Origin of the sequence: Accumulibacter sp., assembly GCF_023806565.1 — a bacterium.
Classification (GTDB): Bacteria; Pseudomonadota; Gammaproteobacteria; order Burkholderiales; family Rhodocyclaceae; genus Accumulibacter.
Map to the genome: position 1 here is coordinate 23439 of NZ_JAMTDV010000102.1, position 22954 is coordinate 46392.

Annotated in this window: 18 protein-coding genes; 8 read left to right on the forward strand and 10 right to left on the reverse strand. The window is 63.9% G+C overall.

Features of this window, described 5'->3' with window-relative positions:
• Positions 1 to 6: 6 nt before the first annotated feature.
• The 4 genes from NFV80_RS11505 (at position 7) to NFV80_RS11520 (ending at position 3397) form a co-directional block, all read left to right on the forward strand.
• Positions 7 to 441: an SH3 domain-containing protein gene (locus NFV80_RS11505; protein WP_295324215.1), complete on the forward strand. Its 435-nt coding sequence runs from the start codon at positions 7 to 9 to the stop codon at positions 439 to 441.
• Positions 442 to 794: 353 nt separating this feature from the next.
• Positions 795 to 1916: an alkene reductase gene (locus NFV80_RS11510; RefSeq protein ID WP_295324213.1), complete on the forward strand. Its 1122-nt coding sequence runs from the start codon at positions 795 to 797 to the stop codon at positions 1914 to 1916.
• A gap of 56 nt (positions 1917 to 1972) precedes the next feature.
• Positions 1973 to 2449, forward strand: a complete 477-nt coding sequence (locus NFV80_RS11515; protein WP_295324212.1) for a DUF5615 family PIN-like protein — start codon at positions 1973 to 1975, stop codon at positions 2447 to 2449.
• A gap of 123 nt (positions 2450 to 2572) precedes the next feature.
• Positions 2573 to 3397, forward strand: a complete 825-nt coding sequence (locus NFV80_RS11520) for a glycosyltransferase (protein WP_295324210.1) — start codon at positions 2573 to 2575, stop codon at positions 3395 to 3397.
• Between the two features lie 75 nt (positions 3398 to 3472).
• On the opposite strand, the gene NFV80_RS11525 is transcribed toward NFV80_RS11520, so the two are convergent.
• From NFV80_RS11525 to NFV80_RS11535, 3 genes are all read right to left on the reverse strand, one after another.
• Positions 3473 to 4915 (reverse strand): hypothetical protein, encoded by a 1443-nt coding sequence (locus NFV80_RS11525; RefSeq protein WP_295324208.1) that lies wholly within the window; start codon positions 4913 to 4915, stop codon positions 3473 to 3475.
• 19 nt (positions 4916 to 4934) lie between these two features.
• A complete protein-coding gene (locus tag NFV80_RS11530; RefSeq protein ID WP_295324207.1) occupies positions 4935 to 5834 on the reverse strand; it encodes a glycosyltransferase family 2 protein in 900 nt (299 codons plus the stop codon).
• A 239-nt stretch (positions 5835 to 6073) separates the two neighbouring features.
• Positions 6074 to 6976, reverse strand: coding sequence for an ion channel (locus tag NFV80_RS11535; protein ID WP_295324205.1), 903 nt, complete (start codon positions 6974 to 6976; stop codon positions 6074 to 6076).
• 565 nt (positions 6977 to 7541) lie between these two features.
• On the opposite strand from NFV80_RS11535, the gene NFV80_RS11540 reads away from it, so the two are divergent.
• Positions 7542 to 8036, forward strand: coding sequence for a GNAT family N-acetyltransferase (locus tag NFV80_RS11540; protein WP_295324203.1), 495 nt, complete (start codon positions 7542 to 7544; stop codon positions 8034 to 8036).
• A 6-nt stretch (positions 8037 to 8042) separates the two neighbouring features.
• Here NFV80_RS11540 and NFV80_RS11545 read toward each other — a convergent pair whose 3' ends face one another.
• From NFV80_RS11545 to NFV80_RS11555, 3 genes are all read right to left on the reverse strand, one after another.
• Positions 8043 to 10064: a methyl-accepting chemotaxis protein gene (locus NFV80_RS11545; RefSeq protein WP_295324201.1), complete on the reverse strand. Its 2022-nt coding sequence runs from the start codon at positions 10062 to 10064 to the stop codon at positions 8043 to 8045.
• Positions 10065 to 10344: 280 nt separating this feature from the next.
• A complete protein-coding gene (locus tag NFV80_RS11550; protein WP_295324199.1) occupies positions 10345 to 11025 on the reverse strand; it encodes a response regulator in 681 nt (226 codons plus the stop codon).
• The gene (locus NFV80_RS11555) at positions 11022 to 12422 is read right to left on the reverse strand and encodes an ATP-binding protein (protein ID WP_295324197.1); all 1401 of its coding nucleotides are present in this window, start codon (positions 12420 to 12422) and stop codon (positions 11022 to 11024) included. Before NFV80_RS11555 ends, NFV80_RS11550 begins: the two co-directional genes overlap by 4 nt.
• A 247-nt stretch (positions 12423 to 12669) precedes the next feature.
• On the opposite strand from NFV80_RS11555, the gene NFV80_RS11560 reads away from it, so the two are divergent.
• Positions 12670 to 13827, forward strand: a complete 1158-nt coding sequence (locus NFV80_RS11560; protein ID WP_295324277.1) for a sodium ion-translocating decarboxylase subunit beta — start codon at positions 12670 to 12672, stop codon at positions 13825 to 13827.
• A gap of 49 nt (positions 13828 to 13876) precedes the next feature.
• On the forward strand, positions 13877 to 14272 hold the full coding sequence (locus NFV80_RS11565; RefSeq protein WP_295324195.1) for a hypothetical protein: 396 nt from the start codon (positions 13877 to 13879) through the stop codon (positions 14270 to 14272).
• Positions 14273 to 14343: 71 nt separating this feature from the next.
• Here NFV80_RS11565 and NFV80_RS11570 read toward each other — a convergent pair whose 3' ends face one another.
• The 3 genes from NFV80_RS11570 to NFV80_RS11580 form a co-directional block, all read right to left on the reverse strand.
• Positions 14344 to 15687: a fused MFS/spermidine synthase gene (locus tag NFV80_RS11570; RefSeq protein ID WP_295324193.1), complete on the reverse strand. Its 1344-nt coding sequence runs from the start codon at positions 15685 to 15687 to the stop codon at positions 14344 to 14346.
• A gap of 85 nt (positions 15688 to 15772) precedes the next feature.
• Positions 15773 to 16675: an HDOD domain-containing protein gene (locus NFV80_RS11575; RefSeq protein WP_295324191.1), complete on the reverse strand. Its 903-nt coding sequence runs from the start codon at positions 16673 to 16675 to the stop codon at positions 15773 to 15775.
• Positions 16676 to 16805: 130 nt separating this feature from the next.
• Positions 16806 to 18269 carry a pseudouridine synthase gene (locus NFV80_RS11580; RefSeq protein WP_295324189.1) on the reverse strand — a complete coding sequence of 488 codons (1464 nt, stop codon included), beginning with the start codon at positions 18267 to 18269 and terminating at the stop codon, positions 16806 to 16808.
• A gap of 77 nt (positions 18270 to 18346) precedes the next feature.
• Between NFV80_RS11580 and NFV80_RS11585 the strand changes: the two genes are divergently transcribed.
• On the forward strand, positions 18347 to 20311 hold the full coding sequence (locus NFV80_RS11585; protein ID WP_295324187.1) for a flagellar assembly protein A: 1965 nt from the start codon (positions 18347 to 18349) through the stop codon (positions 20309 to 20311).
• Between the two features lie 11 nt (positions 20312 to 20322).
• Here the strand turns inward: NFV80_RS11585 and cphA are convergent, their stop codons facing one another.
• Positions 20323 to 22905: a cyanophycin synthetase gene (gene cphA / locus NFV80_RS11590; protein WP_295324185.1), complete on the reverse strand. Its 2583-nt coding sequence runs from the start codon at positions 22903 to 22905 to the stop codon at positions 20323 to 20325.
• Positions 22906 to 22954 lie beyond the last annotated feature (49 nt).

Here is a 22954-nt window from a genome sequence, read left to right on the forward strand (position 1 = left end):
GAATCGATGAAGCGGCTATTGGCCTTGCTGCTCGCCGGCGGCATCTCCCTGCCGTCGCTGGCGATCGAGTACCGTAGCGTCAATGTCGCGACGGTACTCTACGACGCGCCATCGCTCAAGGGCAACAAGCTTTTCGTCATCAAGCGGGGAACGCCGGTTGAACTGGTGGTGAACCTCGAAGGATGGTCCAAGGTCCGCGACGCCGACGGCGGTTTGGCATGGATCGAGAGCAAGGCTCTGATCAACCGGCGTTCCGTGATCGTCACCGCGGGCCGTGCGACGGTTCGGCAAGGCGCCGACGAGGCGGCGTCGGTGGTGTTCGAGGCCGAGAAGAATGTTTCTCTGGAGTACATCGAGACGGCACCCGGCGGCTGGGTGAAAGTGCGCCATCGCGACGGACAGGTGGGCTTCGTTCGCGCCAACCAGATTTGGGGCCTGTAAGCTGGCGAGGACCGGGTGCCGGCTGATGACTGCCGATGACCTTGCCGCCGGTCCGGCATGTCACCCGTCGCCGGAGTTGACACGCAGATCCGGGCGAGCCGGCGGTGACGGCGCTGGCGCAGCGAATTCGTTCCCGGCATCGATTTCCGTTTTCTCCCTGCACTCGACCGAGAGCTGACCAGGCAGCACCGGCCAGGACGGAGGGCCATCGCTGCTCCCGTTCCCTCTGCGGTCACAAATCCGAAGTCTCGCAAGGCCATGATGCCGAAGCGTCGTGCGGCGATCGTCGAGGTGTCATGGCACGCAAATTGCTTCCGAAAGTGTTGCAAAGCGTCAAAGGAGGTAATCAACAAATGACCAGAAGAATGTTTTCTCGTTATTCGCTTGGCGGCCTGTCGCTGCCGAACCGCGTCGTGATGGCGCCGATGAATCGCAATCGCGCGCTTGAGCCGCAGCTCGCGCCGGCCGCAATGAGTGCCGTCTATTACGCGCAGCGTGCATCCGCCGGCCTGATCATCGGCGAGGGAACGCCGGTGTCGTTGCAGGCCCGCGGTTGCGCCGGTACCCCCGGAATCTACAACGCCGCGCAGGTGGCCGGGTGGCGATGGGTCACTGATGCAGTACATCGGCGCGGCGGCCGCATCTTTTTGCAACTCTGGCATGTTGGCCGAGTTGGTCATTGCAGTTTGCGGGCCGACGCTTCGCCGCCTGTTGGGCCAAGTACCATTGGCTTGCAGAACGATCGGGTGCCGGTGCTCGATGGCAACGGCGAGCCTGTCCTGGTTCGCTGCGATCCGCCGCGTGCGCTGCGCACCGAGGAGATCCGGGCGATCGTCGGGGATTTCGCCCGGGCTGCCGGCAATGCGATCGCTGCCGGCTTTGACGGCGTCGAAATCCATGCGGCGAATGGATACCTGTTCGATCAGTTTCGCTGCCCGTACCTGAACGACCGGGCTGACGAATACGGCGGTGCGACCCGGAAGCGTTGGCGCTTTCTCCTCGAAACGGTTGCCGCCGTGGCCCGTGCGGTCGGCAGCGAACGCGTCGGGGTGCGCATCTCGCCACTCGGTACGGCGCACGAAATGCAGCCGGATCCCGCCCCGTTATTCACTTACGGCTATCTCGCCTGTCGATTGGACGAGCTGCGAATTGCCTATCTGCACGTCTATGATCAGTCCGGAAGCTGGATCCACGATTCGCAGAGCGACTTGCTGCAGCAGCTGCGTTCCTGCTATTCCGGCACGATGATTCTCTGCGGCGGTTTCGACGCTGCGCGTGCAGAAGCTGCATTGCGTGCCGACAGCGGCGACCTGATCGCCTTTGGCAAGCACTTCATTGCCAATCCCGATCTCGTCGAGCGACTGCGCATAGCGGCACCGTTGGCCAGTTGGCACTCGTCCACGATCTACAAGGGCGGTGCCAACGGCTACATCGACTACCCCACGCTGCAGCAAGAAGCGCTCGGCACGCACTGAGCACCGGATGAGGTCGGTTCGCCGGCAGGTGTCGGACGGCTGCGGAGGGTCGAGGAATGAAATTCCTCTGTGACGAAATGCTCAAGGGTCTGGCCCGATGGCTACGCATCGCCGGCCATGACGCGGAAATGGAGCCTGACGGTACTCCGGACCGGCGCCTGATCGAACGTGCGGCGGCAGACGATCGACTGCTGCTGACGCGCGATCGCACGTTGCTGCAGATCCGCGACGCACCGCGAGTGGTCGTGCTGTTGGCGGGCAACGATATCGAGAGCTGCGTGCGCGAGCTCGACCGAAGACTGCACATCGACTGGCTGCATCGGCCGTTCAGCCGTTGCTCACGCTGCAACACGCCGTTGGTCGAGGCGGTAGGCGCGCCGGAATTCTCGTGGCCGACGGACATCCGGCAGGCCTACAAATGCGAGGTCTGTGGGCAGTATTACTGGCAAGGCGGGCACGTGGAGCGTATGCTGCGCCGCCTGCAGCGGTGGCAGCAGTGGTCGGACTCCCGGTCGGACGGGTCCTCACGCTAGGTTTGCGGTGATGCCGCGGACGTTCAGCGGCGGCTGCTGCCTGTCGGCACCACGCGACGGTGACCAGATTCCGGCCCAGCGTCGCTTACAATGCGACTTTTCGCTGAAATCCAGATTTCTTGCATGAACGATCTTGCGGGCCCGCAGGTTGCGATTCTGATTCCGCATTTCCGTACCCTCCAACTCACCCAGCTTTGCTTGCGGTCGCTGCGGAAGTACACGAACCTTGCACGCATCCAGGTGATCGTGATCGACAATGGTTCGAAGGACGCGTCGACCGATTATCTGCGCCGACTTTCCTGGATCACCCTGATCGAGCGCGAGCCCGTTCCGGGCGAGAGCGTTGCCCAGGCACACTCGCGGGCGCTTGATCTGGGTATGACGCGCGTGGTTGCGGCGTACGTGATTTCCATGCACACCGACACCGTTGTCATTTCGCCGGGCTGGCTGGATTACCTGCTCGAGCAGATCGGGACGGATCAGCAGGTGGCTGGCGTCGGTAGCTGGAAGCTCGAATTCAAGCCTTGGTACCGGCGTGCCGCGAAACGACTGGAGTCCACCTGGCTGGCGATGTCAGCCACTTGCCGTAAACGCTTGGGGCAACAGGGAGCGGGCGGTTCCGACGACAAGGCCAGATACCTTCGCAGCCACTGCGCCTTGTACCGGAGCGATCTGCTGCGACGCCTCGCGTTGAGTTTCGATGAAGACGAAGTCGCCGGAAAGGTTCTGCATGAGAAGCTCGTGCAGCAGGGTTTCACGATGAAATTCCTCGACATTCATGGCTTGGCGAGGCACGTGCGCCACATCAACCACGCCACGATGGTCCTGAACCCCGGTATTGCCGGTCGCAAGACGGGATCGGAGGCAGAGAGACGGCGCGTGCGCCGTGAGCTGGAAAGGCTGGATTATCGAAACATCCTGCAGGACGCGAGTCTCGACGACGTCTGATCGGCAGCAGCTGCGAAGCCGAGTTTGGCCGGTCACGCCATTGGCGGGCCGTGAAGAAGCCGGGTGCACGCAGCGTCAGTCGCCGATGATCAGCACTGTCTCGCCCTTGCGATTGGCAAACCGAATCAGGACCCGCTTGCCTTGCTCGGCGAGCCAGTGCTCGAGCAGAGGGTCATCCTTCCTCGCCGCGATCACGAAGTAGCGAATCCTCTGCAAGAACTCCGGCGGTGCAGCGACCAGATCCTCGCGCGTTGGCATCATGGGATAACCTCTGCCGGCGTAATAGGCGATCCGGGAATCGTCATAATAGATGAAGTCCGAAGGCTGCGTATTCTGCGATAGCCAGGCACTCGCTTCGAGATAATGAGTTTTCCTGGCAGCCAGCGAAACGACGTTGGTGAGCATGACGATCGCCGCCAGCACGACGAACGGCTTTGTCCAACGCGGAAAGCGTTTGACCGAGACGAGCAGCGCCATGGCAAACAGCGGAATGGCCAGCAGATTCAGGAAGCCGGCATAGCGACCATTGACGAAACCCTGTTGCACCAGAAAGAGGAGCAGGATACAGAAATAAAGCAGCCATGCGACGGCGAGCGGCCGCAGTTTCCGCCAGTAGTCGCCGACAGCAGACCAGCTGGCAGGGTTGAGGAAGAGCAGGGCAAAAGGCCCGCTGACGGCGAAGAACTTCGCCAGCACGGAGAAAAGCAAGCCGAAGAAAACGATCCGGCGGGCGTCGTCCGCTGCGTGTTTCTGCAGCGCTACTTCGGCAAAGCCCCTGGCGATGACGTCGAATCTCTGCAGCACCGCCTGCGGGCCAAGCAGTGACCAGTAGTAGGTGACGCGAGCCTCACCGGCAAGTCCCGACAGCGCGAGCACAGGCACCGCGGCAAGCGGCACTGCGATGAGCTGCACCAGCCCCAGCCAGCCGCGGCGCGTATTCAGTTCCGGTAGCAGGCAGAGAACGAAGACAGGCACCAGGAAAACCGCTTCCAAACGAAACAGTGCCGCCAGCACGATGGCAAGCTGAATCAGGCCGGCACGCCACCACCCTCGCTGCTCGAACCACTGCAGCGCCAGCCACAGTGCCAGGACGCAAAAGAACCAGAAACCGTATTCTCTGAGAATGTCGTCGCGCAACTGGTTGAAAGCGGGAATCGACAGGACGACCAGACAAGCCCAGTAGCCGCTGCCCGCAACGTAGCGCTGGCAGATCGATACCAGCAAGGCGCTGGTCCCGGCCATGAACAGAACACACCACAGGTAGGCTGCGGTTTCGAAGGGTAATCGGAGCAGGCTGTGCGTTCCGGCGATCAACAACGAGAACCACGGCCAGTCGAATTGGGCCTGTGCCGCTCCTGGCCCCAATTCCACTACTTGCCGTGCAATGTGCAGGTAGAGTGCGGCGTCCCGGTTCACGATCACCGTCCCGGAGATCGCCACCAGGTGCAACAGCAGGCTCCCCACGAAGGCAAGCGTCACCGGCGGAATGCGCAACAGTCGCCGAATCCGGTCAATCACCAGGAACCTCCAGAACGAATCAATTCTGCCCGTGTGGGCAAGCGAGCGTGCGCATTGCCTTGTTCAGGTATCTCCAGCGCAAAGCCTGCAGCGGGCTCAGGTGCCACGCGCAACGATAGAAGCGCAGCGCCGCCGGCCGGTCATCTGCCAACAAGGCCGTACGGAACAAGGACAGGTAGCGCTGCGCCTGGTAGTCGATGCGCAACGCCTGGCATTCGGCCGGCAGACTGGCGAACACCTCGGAAACCATCAGCAAGGCGCGCTGTTCCGCATTCTCCCGGTTGTGGCGCAGACTGTCCGCGTGCTTGTGGATGCGTGCCAGCGGCGCGCGCGTGACGGCGACCGGAGCGCTGACCAGCAGATACGCGAACACCGCGACGTCTTCCCCGCCGCGCAGCTCTTCCGGATAGGGGCGCTGCAGGAGCAGGTCGCGGCGAAACAGCGAACACCCGTGTGCGATCGAAACACGTTTGTCGAGCAGGTAGCGCCTCGCCAGTTGCAACGCTGTGGCGCGGGGCATTGCCGCCGGTGTCAGCAGTCGTTCGCGTCCGTCCGGATGAACAGCGAGGTGCGCTCCGAGGATCATCCCGACGCCGGGATTGCTGGCCAGCACGGCGCGCAGGTTCGCCAGTGCGTTCGGCATCAGCTCGTCGTCCGCGTCGAGGAGGAGCGCGTAAGTGCCTCGAGCTTCGCGGATTCCCCGGTTGCGGGCCGCCGCCGCGCCGGCGTTGGCCTGACGGATCACCTGCAAACGCGGATGACGCGCGACATATTCGGAGAGCACTTCGCCCGTATGGTCGCTGGATCCGTCGTCGACCACGATCAGTTCGACATCAGCGGCCTGTTGTACGAGTACGGAATCAAGCGCGCGTGGAAGTACCTGCGCATAGTTGTAGGTCGGAACGATGACGCTGAGCACGATCTCGCAGCGCTCAGCCTGATGTCTGCCGGTATCGGCCGATGGCGGCTCCGATCGCCCTGGTTCTTCGCTGGATTGGTTTCGTACAGACAAGACTTGCTACCCCACTGCCCGAGATCGTGTCGACCAATGCCGGTAGCGACCCCCGGTATTGTCCGCAATCTGTACCGAGATGCAAGCAGTGTCGCAGCCAGGTTCGGCGACTTTCACGGCGCCGACCGGAATGTCCGGATTACGCGTCAATGCTCTGGCATGCGCCCCGGCGTGCTGGGCAGGACGTCGTGGAAGCGGTGGTAATCGAGATAGCGCTGGCCGCCTTCAACGACCTGGAGCACGTCTGCAAAGCGTTGATTCCACGCGATGTCATCGGCAACATAGTTGTGGCGCGCATGCACGGTCTGAGCGAAGGTCTCATCCATGCCTTCGACCGTGACCACGAACAGCGCGTCGGCTGCCTTGAGACTGGGTGCGGTTTCTCCGAACAGCGGACTGTCTGGCGTGATCGGGTGCATTACCGTCCAGCTCAGCGAGAACACCGGTGTCTGCTGGCGCAACAGGGCAAGGTCGTGGATGCGACGCATCTCGATTCCCTCGCGGGTCAACTCGCGGCGAACCAGCCGCAGCCGAACGGAAGCCTCGATGATCTCATTGTGACGCTGATTGGCGAGGCGGAACATGAGCGTTGGCTGGCCGTCGAAGAGCGTTACCACCATCGGTCGGGAAAACAGAATGCGCGCCCGCGCCCGCGCAAAACGACCGAAAATCAGACCGGTCGTCATCGCGACACTGATCATGCCGGTGAATATTTCCACTGTGGCAACCACGTGTCCGTAGTACGTCTGCGGATTCATGTTGCCGTAACCGACCGTCGCCAGAGTTTCCACGCTGAAGAAAAAGGCATCGGCGAACGAGCCGGGACGAGCGTTGGCGATGGCGTCGCCGGGTGCGAGATAAAGCAGCGCGAACAGCGTATTCAGGGCGAGGTGAGCAATGCCCAGGCAGGCGAGAAATATTGGCCAGGAGACTGTCAGACTGAGATGGTACAGATCGCGCAGGCCGTGGCTGGGCGCACCGACCGGAATGATCTCCTGCTCGCCTACCCGGATTCGCTTGCCTGCTCTGGTCGTCCGCTGCGTGTTCATGATGGGATCTTCCCTGATGTTCTGGAGGATGGATAGAGTAGCGCGATTGCCAGTGGTCGGAGCGGGCAGGTGGCAGGCAGCGACGCACAAGGTCGTTCCGGCAAATCATCGCGACGCAGCCAATCCATGCACGCCGCCGCTTGCAGACCATCGACCAGCCAGTAACAATTGAAGTTCGATTGGACGACAATGCCGGAAGTCTCTTCTTCCTCCGACGCAAGCAAGGAGATAATTCAGGGCAGATCGTTGGCCAGGTGTTTCTCCGCTGGTACCGGGTCCTCCTCATTCGTTACCGTTACCATGCTGTTGTTCGAGAGCACGTCCATTCCGCCATGTTTCCTCTTCGGTCTCCAGTGCCTGTCGCGGGTTCGCAAACTTGCTCACGCCCCGCTGCCTCATCGCTGGCGCTCCACGGCAGCAGGATGGGACGCGACGCGATCAACGAGTGGGCACGCGCGACGAGTCGCGTGAGGAAGCAGGCCGCCGTCATGGTCCTGGACGGGAAACGTCGTGTCGCTGCGCTGTGGAACCCGCTCGTGCCATGAGAGGAAAGGCCGCACAGTCGATGGCAGGCGCCGAGGTGCGGGCGGTCCGGCTCGACGAACCCGCCGATGCCACGGCTCTGATCGATCTCCTCGACCACTACGCGCGCGACCCGATGGGCGGTGGCGAGGGCCTCGCGCCAGAGGTGAAGGGATCGCTCGTCGCGCGTCTGTGCGAGACGCCGAGCTACGTCGGCGGCCTTGCCTTCGTGCAAGGACAGCCGGTTGGTCTCATCAATTGCTTTCTGGGTTTCTCGACCTTCGCGGCGCGGCCGCTGCTCAACATCCATGACATCGTCGTCCGCGCGGGCCAGCGCGGAGTCGGGATCGGGCGGGCGCTGCTGGCCTTCGCCGAGGCCGAGGCGCGCCGTCGGGGCTGCTGCAAGCTGACGCTGGAGGTCCTTGCCGGTAACACGGTGGCGATGAATGCGTACGAGCGGGCGGGCTTTCGACCCTACGCGCTCGACCCGGCAGTCGGCACGGCGACGTTCCTGCAGAAGAAGCTGCCTGCGGCCTGAACCGGATCAGGCCAGCTTGAAGTAGGCGACCTGCTGGCGTAGTTCGTGCGCCATTTGCTGCAGCCGCGTGGCGTTCTCGACGTTGGTGCGCATCGTCGCGTTCGTGTTCTGGGTCATCTGCGCGACGTGTTCGACGTTTTTGGCCACTTCGTTGGCGGCTGCCGCCTGTTCGCGGGTCGCGTTCGCCACTGCCAGTGCACGCGTCCGGGAGTCCGTCGCCTCGGCCGATATGGTGTCGAGCATGCTGGCCACGGCGCTCACCTTGGCAAGACCGTGCTGGATCTTCGGTGTGACTGCCTCCATGCCGGAGACGGTTTGCCGGGTCTCGTCCTGGATCTGCCCGATCACGCGGGCGATTTCATGTGTCGCCTTGGTCGTTCGCTCGGCCAGCTTGCGTACCTCGTCGGCGACCACCGCGAAGCCACGGCCCTGTTCGCCGGCGCGGGCTGCCTCGATGGCCGCGTTGAGTGCCAGCAGGTTGGTCTGGTCGGCGATCTCGCGAATCACGCCCGCGATCCCGCCGACCTCTTCCGATCGCTTGACGAGACCGGCGACCTGCTCCGACGATGCGCCGATCGCATTGGCCATCGATTCAATTTCATCGACCGCTGCGTGGATTGCGGTCACGCTCTCCCCGGTCAGGCGGGAAGTCTTCTGCGAGCCGGCCTCAGTTTCGCCGGCGAGTGTCGATACCTTGTTGCTGCTCGCCGTGACTTCTTCGAGGGCCGCCACCGAGGCTGCCGACGCACGCACCTGTGCCTCGGTCGCCGTGCTCACCTGGTTCGTCGCGACCGACATCTGTTGGGCCGCCTCGCCGATGGTGTCGGATGCTGACCGCACTCCACCGATGATCGAACCAAGTTTCGCGGCCATTTCGTGCATCGAGCGCATCACCGCGCCGATTTCGTCGCCTCGGTTGGTGTCGAGGCGCACGCTCAGATCGCCGTCGGCGATGCGCTGCGAGCTGCGCACCAGTTCGACCAGCGGTACGATCACGATACGGTTCAGGTACCAAGTCAGGATCGCGAGGAGTACGATCGTCAGCACGAAGCTGGCGGCTATCGTCAGGTTGCGTGCGCGTTCGGCGAGACTGAAGATTTCGTCGGTGTAGCTGCCCGAGGCGACGATCCAGTTCCAGTCCTTGTATTCGTTGTAGACGACGATCTTGTTGCGCGGACGCGTATCGCCGGCCTCCTTGTTCATCCATGGGTAGATGACGGTGCCGTTCCTCTTCTCGATCATCTCGCGGATGAATGCACGGCTGTCACTGTCCTTCACATCGATCAGGTTCTCGCCTTCCGATACCGGATGGACGATGAGTGTGCCGGACTTCGGGCCGGACGAGGCGTCGAGGACGTAGACGTAGCCGGTGCTGCCGAGCTTGATCTTCTTGATCGTCTCCTTCATGCGCGCGATCGACTCGACGATGTCGATGCCGACGAAGTGCAGACCGATTACCTGACCGGAGGCGTCGCGGATCGGGTCGTACTTGGTCATGAAGTCGCGCCCGAACAGGGTGGCCTTGCCGGTGAAGGACTTGCCTTCACGTACCAGCGCGTAGGCCGGGTGTTCCTTGCCGAGCAGCGTGCCGACAGCTCGTGTGCCGTCCTCCTTCTTCACTGAGGTCGTGACGCGGACGAAGTCGTCGCCCTTCTTCGCGAAGACGGTCGCGACGTTGCCCCTGGTCCGCAGACTGAAAGCATCGACCTCGCCGGTGCTGCCGTTCAGCGCGACACCATTGAGCTTGAGGACGGGGTCGTCGTCTCCGCCTTCGAGCGCGTAGCGTCCGGCGAGCGCAGTCGTGAACGAGTGTGCCCAGCTCTCAGCCTGCCCGCGCAGGATGGAGTCGGTTTGCGCGATCATGTCGAGCACCATCATGTTCGTCTTGTGCAGCTGCTCGGTTTCGTCGCGCTCATTGATGTCGCGAATCTCCGCGTTGAGGAACAGGGCAAAGCCGCCGAGTGACAGCACGATGGCGAGCGACACCATGGCGGCGATGCGAAAGCGGATGGACTGGGTTCGGTTCATGGCGAGGCTACCTCCCGTTTCGTTTATCGTCTCCGGAAGCAAGGATCCGGTACGCAGAAACAAGCAAAGGAAAACGATGGTACTTGTTTGCCATCTTGACGGCAAACCGGTTCTCGCACGAACTCCTTGCAGCACGGTCATTCCAGGCTTGATCAGCAATGCCTGTGGGGCGTCCACAGGAATACGCCTTTCCGGCGCAAGCGACACACCACCTCCCGGTAGTCCGATCCGCTGTGGTGTGCCTCGTCTGGTTTTGCCCGTGCCGCGGAGCGGGCTCCGATCAATCCGCGGTCGGATCGAGCCGGTTTGCGGCAGTGGGAGCCGATGCAACCACCATCGCTTCCTCGTGCGTCAGGAAGAGGCGGAACAGTTCGGCCAGCGAACCGACGCGCAGCTTCTCGCGAATGCGGCTGCGGTGGAATTCGACCGTCTTCACGCTGACGCACAGGATGTCGGCAATGGTGCGGGTCGGCCGGCCCTCGAGGACATGCTCGAGCACCTCGCGTTCGCGCATCGACAGCAACGCCAGCCGCTGGTCGAGGTCCGCCGCTGAAGCCAGGGTCGTGCTCAGCCCGGCGCGCTGTTCGGCTTCGGCGCGCAGCGCGTTGCGCGTGGCCAACACCAGCCGCTGCTCGTCGTGCGGTTTTTCGATGAAGTCGAAAGCGCCCCGCTTCAGTGCGCGTACGGCCGTGGGGACGTCGCCGTGTCCGGTCAGAAAGATGATCGGCAGGCGGCATCGCCGCTGATTCAGTTCTTCCTGCAGTTCGAGGCCGCTCATGCCGGGCATTCGGATGTCGAGCATCAGGCAGCCCGAATGCTCGGGGCGGAACTCGCGCAGGAAAGTCCGTGCCGATTCGTAGGTTCGCACCGGGAGGCCGGCGGCGCGCAGCAGCGTGGCCAGAGAGTCGCGCACGGCGCTGTCGTCGTCGATGACGAATACGGTGGCGGCGGCTTCGCTCACCCCTGCTCCGTGGCGATTGTGAAGTGAAAGGTGGTGCCGCCGTCCGGGTTGGCACTGTGCCACAGATGCCCGCCGTGTGCCTCGACCACCGAACGGCAGATCGACAGCCCGAGCCCCAGGCCCTGCGGTTTGGTCGAGCGGAATGGAGCGAACAGGTGCTGGTCGATCATCGCCGGGATTCCCTCTCCGTGGTCGCTGATCGACACCCCGATTGCACCGTCGGGCTGGCGGCCGGTAGCGACCCTGATCCGGCGATTCGGCGGGGCCAGAGAGCGCATCGCGTCGACGGCGTTTTCGAGCAGATTGACCACCACCTGCCCGAGCAGGAAGCGATCGGCGAGGACCGGCGGCAATGGTTCGGCGAGGGCGACATCGATCGCTACGCCCTGTTCTTCAAGGCTCGTCTCGATCACTTCCAGCGCTTCATGGACGATCGCGTTCAACTCGCACAGCACCGGCTGCGGGCGCCTGCTGAGGATGAAGTCGCGCATGCGGGCGACGATGTCGCCAGCGCGCAGTGCCTGAGCGCGGGACTTCTCCAGCGCGCGCACGAGTTCCGCGCGATCCGGCGCTTCGCTCGTCAGCAGGCGAAGACAGGCGTCGTTGTAGCTGGCGATGGCCATCAACGGCTGGTTGATCTCATGCGCCAGCGCCGAGGTCGCTTCGGCCAGCGCCGACAGGCGTGCAGTACGGTGCAGCATGTCCTGGTTTTCGCGTCGCAAAAACTGCGCATGACGCCGGTCGGAGATGTCGGTGATCACCTTTAGGCTCGCCGTCGATCGGTCTTTCCAGGGTATCCGTCCGCTTTGCACCAGATACCAGCGGCCCGTCGCGGGGTCGCGCAGTTCGTCCGAAGTGAAACCGGCTGAGCCGCTAACCACGACGCGCCGGTCGCCTGCCGGGGTACCGTGGGCCGCACTGGTGAGGTGCTGCGGCAGGTCGGATTCGCAGAGATCAATGGCAGTGGAGCCCAACATCTCCGTCAGGCGCCGGTTGGCGTACAGGATGCGACCGTCGTCCGGATCGGTCACGTACACCGCCGCGTGCATCTCGTCGAGCACGCGGACGAAACGCTCGTCCGATCGCCGCAGCGCGAGCCGCAGACGGTCGAGCAGCAGGACAAAGACGAGGAACGTTGCGGCCAGCACCACGCCATCCCAATAGAACAACATCGGCGGCGTGTCGCCGTGCGTTGGGCCGAAACTGAACAGCCAGCACAGACAGGCGAGCGCGGCGAGCAGCAGCCCGGCGCGACGTCCCGCGCTCCAGGTGGCGACTCCGATCGGCAGCAGATAGAGGCTGCCGAGGCGAAGGTCGTAGCCGCTGAAGTAGTCCAGTCCGCCGATCAGCCCCGTGAGCAGCAGGGCCAGCGCGCACCGTCTGCCGATGCCAGCCAAGAGTGGCCGTGACGGCGGCAGCGGTCGTGCGACGAACCGCGGCGGGGGGGAAGCATTCCGGATCATTGGCGAAGCATCGGCGGGAAACACGGGGGAAAATCTAGGGAGAACCCTAGTTATGCGCTTGCTTGCCGCTACTTATACTACAAGGCGTCACCGTTGGCGACTTCCGGCGCGACGGTGCGGCGGCAGGATCCCCGATCGTTGCCGCCCTTTCCGGGTGCAGGAGGAAACCGTGGACCAGATCATGGTGTTTTTGCAGGCCTTGCTCGACCAGACCGGGGCGGTGCATTTCTCGTTTGGCAACCTGATCATGATCATCGTCGGATCGACCATGATCTACCTCGCCATCACCAAGCATTACGAACCGTTGCTGCTGGTGGGCATCGGCTTCTCGTGCATCGTTGCCAACGTCCCCGGGCCACCTGACGACGTTCCTGGCGGGCAGGCGATTTCGGCGCTGCTCTACGTCGTCAAGGAGGGTGGTCTGTTTCACTACGCCTATGAGGGTGTGGCGAAACTGATCATCCCGCCACTGATCTTCCTTGGCGTCGGCGCTATGACCGACTTCGGTCCGATGATTGCCAATCCCAAGCTGGTGATTCTCGGCGCTGGCGCGCATCTGGGCATCTTTGTTGCACTGATCCTCGCCAAGCTGCTCGGCTTCAGCTTGGCGGAGGCCGGCGCGATCGGCATCATCGGTGGGGCCGACGGACCGATGGCGATCTTCGTCACGGTGAAGCTGGCGCCGCATCTGCTCGGCCCGATTTCGGTGGCCGCCTATTCCTACATGGCGCTGATGCCGATGATTCAGCCGCCCGTGATGCGCCTGCTGACCACCAAGGCAGAGCGCCAGATCGGCATGGCGCAGTCGCGCAAGGTGACCAAGCAGGAAAAGATCGCTTTCCCGGTAATCATCGCGATCATCGTCAATCTGTTCTTTCCGCCGGTCGCACCACTGATTACCATGCTGATGCTTGGCAACCTGCTCAAGGAAGTCGGCGTTACGGACCGCCTGTCGAAGACCGCTGCCGGCGGGCTGATGAATGTGATCATCATCATCCTCACCGTGGCGATCGGTTCGACCATGGCCGCAGACAAATTCCTGACGCTGCAGACGCTCGAAATCGTCGTCCTGGGCTTGGTCGCCTTCATTTTCGGCACCGGATCGGGAGTGGTGACCGCGAAAGTCATGAACCTCTTCCTCAAAACCAAGATCAACCCGCTGATCGGCTCGGCCGGCATCGCCTCGGTGCCCATCGCGGCACGCGTTTCGCACATCGTGGCGTACAAGGAAAACCCGAAGAACCTCCTGATCTACCACGCGATGGGGCCAAACCTGGCCGGGGTATTCGGGACAGCGATTTCAGGCGGGATCATGCTCGCGCTGATCGGCGTATCGTGATTCGCGTGCGTACGGCACCTGTTCCTTCCCAACGAGGAGACCGAGCGAAATGAATCCAATCATCCCTGACACCCTGGAAGGCGCGCTGATCCTCAGCCTGATCGATTTTTTCCTGAGCTTCGTGGTGATTTCGTTCATCGGCGTCGTGCTCGCCGGCTTTCCCCTGCTCAATCGCATCGGAGACTGGGTCGCGGCGCGGGCCGCGGTGCCCACGCCGACTGCCAAGAAGGCTGCGCCGCTTCCACCGCCGCAACCACCGCCGGCGCCGATTGCCGATCAGGAGATCCCCATCGAGGATGTGGTCGCCATTGCCGCTGCGATTGCGGCGATGGTCGGCGAACACCGCATTCTGCACATCGAGCCCCAGCAACGCAGCGGGGAATGGAGCACGGCTGGCAGACTGGAGCATCATCACTCGCACCTGCCGACGCGCCAGAAGCACTGAGTCTCGCCCGCGCGCCTTGTCTCCCAGAGACCGCCCGCGTCGTGCCGGAGCACTCAGCTTGGGTCAGCGGATCAGCGTGAACGCGCCAGATCGAAGTCCGCCGTATTGCGTTCGTCGATGAACAGGCGGGGCGGCTCGGGTGGCTCGCCGTTGCGGCAGGTGACCACGACGTTGGCCAGCACCTGCTTTTTCTGCAGCACTTCGACGGCGCAGCGACCGTAGACGCTTTCGATCGTGGCCAGCAGGTTGCGCGAGTAAGGGGTGGCGAGCGCACTGTCGAGGATCAGATTGGCGATGAGCAAACCGTCGGGATCGAGCACGCGCCGCGTTGCCTGCCAGAATTCGCGGGTGACCAGATGCCCCGGAATCGACGAATGCGCACTGTAGACGTCCACCAGCACTGCCGCAAAGCGCTGCGAGGTTCGGATCAGAAAGCTGCGGGCGTCATCGGCGATGAAGTCGCCGCGCGCCGCTGCGTGCAGAAAGTGCTTTTCGGCGATGTCCCGCACCGCCGGGTCGATATCGACATAAGTGTAGTGGTTGCTCGGCTCGCGGTGCGACAGAGTGAACCCGCCGGCGCCCAGGACCAGAATCCGGCGGTCGCGGAAGCCCATTTCATCGAGCAGCAGACTGCGGATGTGGCGAATGTAGCGCGCGTAGCGCGGCGGTTCGGATTCGTCGATCAGCGAGGCATACGAGCTGTTGTTCTTCAGAGCTCGCCCGTTGGCTGCGCCTTCGTAGTTGGCCGGCACCACCAGATAACTGGCGTACGCGGTTTCGATCTCCGGGCGCAGCCAGGAGTTGACGCCGACGGTGAGCAGCATGACGCTCAGGCCACCTGCTGTCGTCATCCAGCCGCGCCCGCGCAGCAGCATGTAGCCGATCGCCAGGCAGATTCCGCAGAGCGCCACTGCAGCCGCCACCCCAAGCCACTGCATGACAAGGAGCGACAAGGAGAGCGAGCCGAGGAACGAGCCGAGTGTCGAGTAGTAGAGTGCCCGGCCGCTGGCCTCTCCGACGCGTTCGTGCTGCAGCAGGTTGCTGAGGATCGGGACGGTTTGGCCGAGCAGCCAAGCGATCGGGCCGAGCACGCCGATGATGAACCCGAGATAGGCGATTTCCGGCGGATTCAGCTTGTCAAACAGGAGGTCGACGCTTACCCCCGACAGCCCGGTTCCGGTCAGCAGCGCGGCGATCAGGAAATTCCTGGCGACGACTTCGCGAAAATCCTCGGCGACGCGCGCGCCGGCGTGGTAACCGAGTGCCAGCGCCAGCAGAAAGAAGCCGATGGTAGGGGCGGTGACGACGATCGAGCTGCCCATGTGCGGGACCAACTGGCGCAGGGCGATGATCTCGGCGCCGAGCGAGCAGAAGCCCTCGATGAAGACGACCGTAAAGACCGGGAATCGTGGCATGGCGGGCATGGCGCCGGGTGAACCGATCCGGCACTATAGCGCAGCAGCGCATCTGCTGCTGGTCGATGAACAGCCAGGAAGAGGCTCAGGAACCGACGGCCCGGTTTGCCAGCTGGTCCGGGGCATCGCCAGCCGGTCGCGACGAGTCCGCGCCGCTCACGCACGACAGAAATTCTGGAGGGATCTGCAGGCGGTCGAGCAACGTTTGCCGATCGATGTGCAACAGTTTCTCGATCGCCGAGAAATCGTCTGACAGGGCCGGATCGGTCCAGCCGTCGATCGAGTGACGGGCGAGGCAGACTGCCAGCTTGACGTTCCGCACCCTGGCCAGTTGGGCGTTGTTGTCGTCCATCATGGCGATCAGCAGTTCGGGCAGATGCCAGCTGCGGCACAGCACCAACTGCAGCTCGATCAGCGGGAAGCCAAGTGCCGCCTGCTGCGCGCTGGCGCTGCGCAGTGTCCGGTCGGCCTGCAGGCGCGCGCGGATCGCGGTGGCCAACTGTGGGGCAAAACACCACAGCAGAATCTCGGCGATGTCGTGCAACAGTGCCGCCAGCGCAACTTCCTCGATGTTCATGTCGTGACGAGCGAATGCCCAGTCGTGCGCGTAGCGCGAGGCGCGTTGCGCGCGCAGGATCACCTGCAGCACGCCGAGCAGGGCTTGTGGTTGCTCGGCGAGCAGGCTCTCCAGGGTGAGCGGCTGGTCGAACCTCCGAAAAAACGGGTCGACGCCGAGCATCATCACCGCGCTGGCGATGTTGGTGATGTCGCTCCGCAGGCGGCTGCTGCCGACGGTATGCGTCAGCAGACGCAGGGCCATCAACGGATCCTGGAGGACGATGTCGGTGATGTCACGGCCGCTGATCCGGTCCGCATTCCGGCGCGCCTGCTCGAGACGGCGTGCCGTCTGGCGCAGGATCGGCATTTCGCAGCCGCTGAGGAAAGTCACCCAGCCTGCCAGACCGTCCGGGGTTGGCTTGTCGAGCATCGAGCCTGTCTCATGGGGGCGCCGAAGGAACGTACCGGGCGGGGCGATCCTCCGAGTGGGTCGTGCCAACGATGGTAGCCGTGGCGCCGCTGCCGTGCAAGTACCTGTTCCGGGCCGTCGGTCGCCGACATCAGAAGCGCTCGTCGGGCCGCAGGTAGCGCCATTGACCGGAAGGCAGCTGGCCAAGAGAAACACTGCCAATGCGCACGCGTTTGATCGTCGCCGCCTTTGTGCCGACCAGTTCGCACATCCGCTGAATCTGTTGTTTGCGGCTTTCATGCAGGACGAAGCGCAGGAGCTGCGTGCCGAGCCAGGAAACCTGCGCTGGCCGCAGCTTGACTCCGTCCAGTGAGAGGCCGTACCGGAGTCGTTCCAGCGCGTCTGCCGGCAGCTTGCCCTCGATACGCACGTGGTATTCCTTCTCAAGTTTCGCGTCGCCGCCAGTTACGCGGCGGGCCACGCTGCCTTCGTGGGTGAACACGAGCATGCCAGCCTCGTCGGCGTCGAGCCTGCCGGCAGGCGCCAGACGGCGGAGATGCGACGACTGGAAGCGCCGCCCACTACTGTCTTCCGTCCAATGATTGTCGGGCCGGATCAACTGGGCGACGCCGCTACGATCGTCCTCCTGCGGCACCGGGCCGGCAGCGTGGGGTTTGTTGTAGAGGACGGTGACGCTTTCGCTGTGGTGGCGGATCGCTGCATCCTTGATGCGGATCGTGGCTTGCGGGTTTACCCTGGCGCCAAGCCGTGCGACCACCTCTCCGTCGACGCTGACCCAGCCGTTCTCGATCCACTCGTCGGCCTGGCGTCGTGAACACGCTGCCAATTCGCTTACCAGCTTCGCCAACCGTGGTGATTCCTTCGCCAGTCCGCGCGTGACGGCAACTGCATTGCCCGGTGTGCTGGCGGCCACTTGCTCTGCTGACGGTGTTTCCGTCGCCAGATCACCTCGCGCACGCGCCGCAAGCGGCGAGGTTTGCGTGCGCGGCGCCGGCAGCGAGGCGCGTGCGCCGGTGCTGCGGGCAACGCCGCGCGGAGGGTGCAACTTTGCCGGCTTGACCGATGGCTCGGGGCAGGCCGGTTCGCAGGAGGTTCCTGTGCGGGCATGTGCGCCGCTTGCGTCCGGCGCAGCCTCTGCCGGCAGGTCGCCATTCGCCTTGCTGCGCGAGGGCGCTGGACGCGCAGCCGATTTTTCACGGCGGCCGGCGGTTCGTGAATCGTCGTCGCAGCGCGGAGCGTCGATCGTCTCCGGCATCGGCGCAGCGGACGGCTCTGCTGGCACGACCGTACGCCCGCGTCCGGCCTGCCTGGCGTTCGGTGCGCCGCCACGAATCGGCTTGCGCACCGCGGCCCGCGGGTCTCGCCCAGTGGCGGCAGGTTTCTTGGGCAACTTGAGCGTCGGGCGAGGCATGGCGTGGCTTTCCGCGGGGTGGGGGATCAGGGGCGGACAGTTTACGCCAGAAATGGCGGTTTCCTCCTGCGGAATGGTGTCGCGACGCTGTCCCGGAATGCCCGGCTGCTCCTTGCGCAGCGCCCCCTGCACGTGTTGCCGGCCGCCGTTTCTGGTACGCTGCGCAGCGAGGGGGGAGAACATGATGATCGGTCGTTGACCCGACGCGTTCCGTTCTCTGGAGATCTGCGCTGCCCAACTGCCCAGGATAGACTGCCGTCATGCCACAGTATCCAAAAAGCGCCATCGGCAATCTCGCCGATCTCGAGGAGGGACAGATCGCCCTGTCGGGATTCATCGTACAGCACGACAAAGGGCTCTACGTAAGAATCCCGCAAATCGGATCCGAGAATGATTTCCCGGAATTCGTCAATCGCGTGGCCGCTTCCGGCCTCTACTTCCGGGAACTCGACTATCTGCAGTTCTCTTCCCTGCTCTACGACGAGCCGGCCAGTCGCAGCCCCGGAGCCGGCGACGAGGTGTTCCTGGCAGCCGATATCACTGCTTTTCGGCCAGAGCGCCAGGCTCTCTATCAGGATTTCTCGATCGACAACGGCGAGGCAAGCTATCTCTTCGAGCCGCTCTATGGCACCGAAGGGGGCGACGACCAAGCATGGATCAAGGACGGCGAGGACGGTCATCAGGCGTCCCCGGGCAGAGCGCGCCGCCCGTTGGAGATCCGAATCTACCTAGATATCGACGAATTCATCATCAACGCCTGGAACAAGGGGGTCCGTTTCGGTATCGATCTTGCCGCTCTGGGCGAAGCGATCGAAGTCGACAGGCCGGAACGGCGCGTGGTCGCGCGCCGGCGGCCGTATCTTCCCGGCAAGGACGCCGAAATCATCGAGCAGGCGCCTGGACTGCATCGGAACAATGCGCCGCGCCAACTGGTCGGTGGCCGCTTCGATCTGCGCCAGTTCGAGACACGTTATCCGCAGGTCACCGCCGGCCTCCGCCTGGTGAGGAAGACGCCGCGCACGCTCGGTGTGGATGGGCGCGACCTCAGCGGTGAGATTCTGCCCGCACCTCTGCCCAAAGATTTCGACCTGGAGACGCTGGCCGGTCCGGGAACCCGGGTCAGCCGGGAACAGGGTGGCGATTACCTGCTCTCGTCGGTCTACGGATTCCTCAATATCGACCGGCGCAGCAACCAGTTTTCGGTGGTCGACAAGATCGTCAGCCATGAGGGGGTAAGTGCCCGCACGACCGGTGACCTCACGCTCACCGGTGACGTCTATGAGCAGCACGGCGAGATTCAGGAACATCGCATAGTGCAGTGTCGCAGTATCACTGCGTACGCGGATGTCTTTGGCAAGATCGTTTCCGGCGGCGGAGTCGTCCACCTGCGGCACAACCTCGTTGGCGGCAGCGCCAGCAACGAGGATGGCGACATCGTGGTCGACGGGCGGGCTTCGGCATCGACACTGGTCGCGCAGCAAGGATGCATCACGGTAAAGCGGGCGGACAACTGTGTGATCGTTGGTCGTCGGGTCGTTGTCGGGCAGGCGACGAATTGCGACATCGTAGCCGACGAGCTGAGTCTGGATCTCTCGGAAGCCTGCGCGCTCGCCGGCAGGAGCATCCGCGTCCGGGTGAGCCGTTCGCGCTGGGAGGTAGAGAGCGTGCTGCTGCTTCTGCTGCCGGATCTCTCGGGCCATGCGCTGCAACTCGCCGCGCTCGAAAAGAAACGCGTGGCACTGCGCAAGGCGCTTGCCGATCAGCGTGCCCGGATGGGCGCGCTGCAGGGCGAGAAAGACGTCGCGAGCTACCTGTCGCTGGGCGGCAAGCTGCGCCGTCACGAAGTCACGCTGAGCCCGGAGCAGCAACTCGGCTGGCGCCGTCTCTCGGCGTTGGTCGCTCCGGCCTTGCGGACCTTGTCGCAACTGACCGATACGATCCGCGAGCATGACGAACAACTGGCGGCACTGGACGCGCAGGTCGAGGAACTCCTGGCAGCCAGAAGACGGTGCTGCAGCGGTCTCTCCTGCACGATCGACCGGGTCGAAGGGGAAACGCGGGTCGATACCCTGTCGCTTCGTCTATCCGATACACCGCTTGGCGATCTGCCGAGCAAGGAATTGAGAATTCGCCTGCGTCGGACCGACGCCGCCAGGAGGCGGCTCTTCAGCGGAGCAAGCGGCCAGTTCTCCTGGACTTACGACAACCAGTCGGCTGCCAGCTAGCGGCTCCTCCGTCAGCCTTCGGCCAGGCGCTGGTGGATGTGTTCGAGCGCTTCCTCGATCTGATCGATCAGGATCAGGCAGAGATCGCCGGATTGCAGCTTTGCCAGCGCCATGTCGATGGCGAGAAACTCGCCGCGGATCTCCTCGACTTCCGATGTCCGTCTGGCGTTTCTCAGGCCCTCGCGCAGCAGGGCGAGCACTTCACCGTCGGCACGGCCGCGTTGGCACTGATCCTGATAGAGCAGTACCCGATCGAAAGCGTCACCGAGAATTTCGGTCTGCTGGCGGATGTCTTCGTCTCGCCGGTCGCCCGCACCGCTGATCACCACCGAGCGTTTGCCGCCCGCCGCCAGGGGCAGGTTGTCGATCGCATCCACCAGCGCCTGAATGGCATCGGGGTTGTGGCCATAGTCGGCAATCAGCGTCGCACCACGATAGTGGAACACGTTGAAGCGTCCAGGCGCAGTACGCGCGTCGTTTACGAAGCTGCCGAGACCACGCTCTATCGTCGGCCAGTCGAGGCCCAGAGCCCACGCCGCCGCGGTTGCCGCCATGGCGTTTTCTATCTGGAAGCCAATGGCGCCCTGCTGGGTGACCGGGATTCCTGCCAGCGCGATGCGGTGTTCCACGCCTCCCCCGGAGGCGACGATCGAATCACCGTCGCGATAGACCACCCGCTTTCGTTGCGCCCGGTGCATTGCCATTACCGGATGGTTGCGATCGGAGGTGAAGAAAGTGACGCTGCCCGGGCAGGAATCGGCCATTCGCGCGACCATCGGATCGGCGGCGTTGAGCACGGCGACGCCGCTTCCCGGTCGCACGTTCTGCACGATCACGCGCTTGACGACCGACAAGTCCTCGACCGTGCTGATGTAGGAAAGCCCGAGGTGATCACCGAGACCGATGTTGGTGACCACCGCGACGTCGCAACGGTCGAAACCCAGTCCTTCGCGCAGTACTCCGCCGCGCGCCGTCTCGAGCACGGCTGCATCGACGTCGGGGTGGAGGAGGACGTTCCTGGCGCTCTTCGGGCCACTGCAGTCGCCGGTATCGATCCGCCTGACGCCGACATAGACGCCGTCGGTGGTGGTCATGCCCACCCGCAGGCCGTTCTCGCCAAGAATGTGGGCGATCAGGCGGACGGTGGTCGTCTTGCCATTCGTCCCTGCCACCGCGACCAGAGGAATGCGCGCGTCGTCGCCCGGCGCGAACATGTTGGCGATGATCGCTTCGCCGACCGGCTGCCCCTTGCCGAACGAGGGCTGCAGATGCATCCGTAAGCCCGGTGCGGCATTGATTTCGACGATGCCACCGCCCTGCGCCTCGAGCGGACGCAGCACACTGTCGCAGACGACATCGACCCCGGCGATGTCGAGGCCGACGGTCTGCGCCGCGGCGACCGCCTGCGCCGCAAATTCGGGATGGACGTCGTCGGTGACGTCGGTTGCCGTGCCGCCGGTGGAGAGATTCGCGTTGTTGCGCAGGACGACGCGTCGGCCGCGCGCCGGCACCGATTCCGGGGTCAGTCCGGCAGCCGTCAGGCGGGCGAGCGCCACGTCGTCGAGGCGAATCTTGGTCAGCGATGTAGCGTGGCCTTCACCGCGGCGCGGGTCGCTGTTTACGCGGTCCACGAGTTGGCGGATGGTGTGGCTGCCATCACCGATGACCAGTGGCGGATCGCGGCGCGCGGCGGCGACCAGTTTGTCGCCGACGATCAGCAGCCGGTAGTCGTGACCAGGAAGGTAGCGTTCGACGAGGACTTCGTCGCTGACCTCATGGGCGATCGCGTAAGCGGCTTCGATCTGCTCGCGCGTGTTCAGATTGACGGCGACGCCTTTGCCCTGGTTGCCGTCCTGCGGCTTGACGACGACCGGGCCCCCGATTTCGCACGCCGCCGCCCATGCGTCCTCGGCACTGAGGACCGGTCGACCGGTGGGAACCGGTACGCCGGCGGCGTGCAGGAGGATCTTGCTGAGTTCTTTGTCCTGGGCAATCGACTCGGCGACGGCGCTGGTCGAATCGGTCTCTGCCGCCTGGATGCGCCGCTGCCTGCTGCCCCAGCCAAACTGTACCATGCTGCCCTCGGTCAGCCGCCGGTAAGGAATGTTGCGTGCGACGGCGGCGTAGACGATGGCGCCGGTACTCGGGCCGAGGCGCCTGTCTTCGTCGAGCTCGCGCAGGCGATCGAGCGCTCCGGCAAGGTCGAACGGCGCGTCCTCGACGGCTGCCTGACAGAGTTCCTGCGCCAGTTCCAGCGCCAGGCGGCCAACTGCCTCTTCGCTGTACTCGACCACCACCTGATAGACGCCATTTTCCAGCGTCTGTGACGTGCGGCTGAAGGTGACCGGGCAGCCCGCCTGCGCCTGCAGGCCGAGGGTTGCGAATTCGAGCGCCTGCGCCATTGCTATCGCTTCCTCATGTCCGGCCGGTCCGAGCATGGCGAGCTCCGGGAAGCGTTCGCGGAGACGGTTTTCGAATTCCGGCATCTGGTCGATGCTGCGCTCGTCTTCGGCGCAATAGACGATCGCTTCGAGCGCCGTGTGTCTGCTCCAGAGATTCGGGCCGCGCAGGGCGCGGATACGCGAGACTTGCATGAAAGGGTTCCTCTTCTGATTGGTTCCGGAGAGCGGATGGCCTGGCGCC

Excerpts from the sequence above, each read along its gene's own strand:
- cphA (WP_295324185.1), bottom strand. The coding sequence starts at position 22,905 with ATGCAAGTCTCGCGTATCCGCGCCCTGCGCGGCCCGAATCTCTGGAGC.
- NFV80_RS11560 (WP_295324277.1), top strand. The coding sequence starts at position 12,670 with ATGGTGTTTTTGCAGGCCTTGCTCGACCAGACCGGGGCGGTGCATTTC.
- NFV80_RS11505 (WP_295324215.1), top strand. The coding sequence starts at position 7 with ATGAAGCGGCTATTGGCCTTGCTGCTCGCCGGCGGCATCTCCCTGCCG.
- NFV80_RS11540 (WP_295324203.1), top strand. The coding sequence starts at position 7,542 with ATGGCAGGCGCCGAGGTGCGGGCGGTCCGGCTCGACGAACCCGCCGAT.
- NFV80_RS11580 (WP_295324189.1), bottom strand. The coding sequence starts at position 18,269 with ATGTTCTCCCCCCTCGCTGCGCAGCGTACCAGAAACGGCGGCCGGCAA.
- NFV80_RS11535 (WP_295324205.1), bottom strand. The coding sequence starts at position 6,976 with ATGAACACGCAGCGGACGACCAGAGCAGGCAAGCGAATCCGGGTAGGC.
- NFV80_RS11585 (WP_295324187.1), top strand. The coding sequence starts at position 18,347 with ATGCCACAGTATCCAAAAAGCGCCATCGGCAATCTCGCCGATCTCGAG.
- NFV80_RS11570 (WP_295324193.1), bottom strand. The coding sequence starts at position 15,687 with ATGCCACGATTCCCGGTCTTTACGGTCGTCTTCATCGAGGGCTTCTGC.
- NFV80_RS11520 (WP_295324210.1), top strand. The coding sequence starts at position 2,573 with ATGAACGATCTTGCGGGCCCGCAGGTTGCGATTCTGATTCCGCATTTC.
- NFV80_RS11510 (WP_295324213.1), top strand. The coding sequence starts at position 795 with ATGACCAGAAGAATGTTTTCTCGTTATTCGCTTGGCGGCCTGTCGCTG.
- NFV80_RS11575 (WP_295324191.1), bottom strand. The coding sequence starts at position 16,675 with ATGCTCGACAAGCCAACCCCGGACGGTCTGGCAGGCTGGGTGACTTTC.
- NFV80_RS11545 (WP_295324201.1), bottom strand. The coding sequence starts at position 10,064 with ATGAACCGAACCCAGTCCATCCGCTTTCGCATCGCCGCCATGGTGTCG.
- NFV80_RS11515 (WP_295324212.1), top strand. The coding sequence starts at position 1,973 with ATGAAATTCCTCTGTGACGAAATGCTCAAGGGTCTGGCCCGATGGCTA.
- NFV80_RS11565 (WP_295324195.1), top strand. The coding sequence starts at position 13,877 with ATGAATCCAATCATCCCTGACACCCTGGAAGGCGCGCTGATCCTCAGC.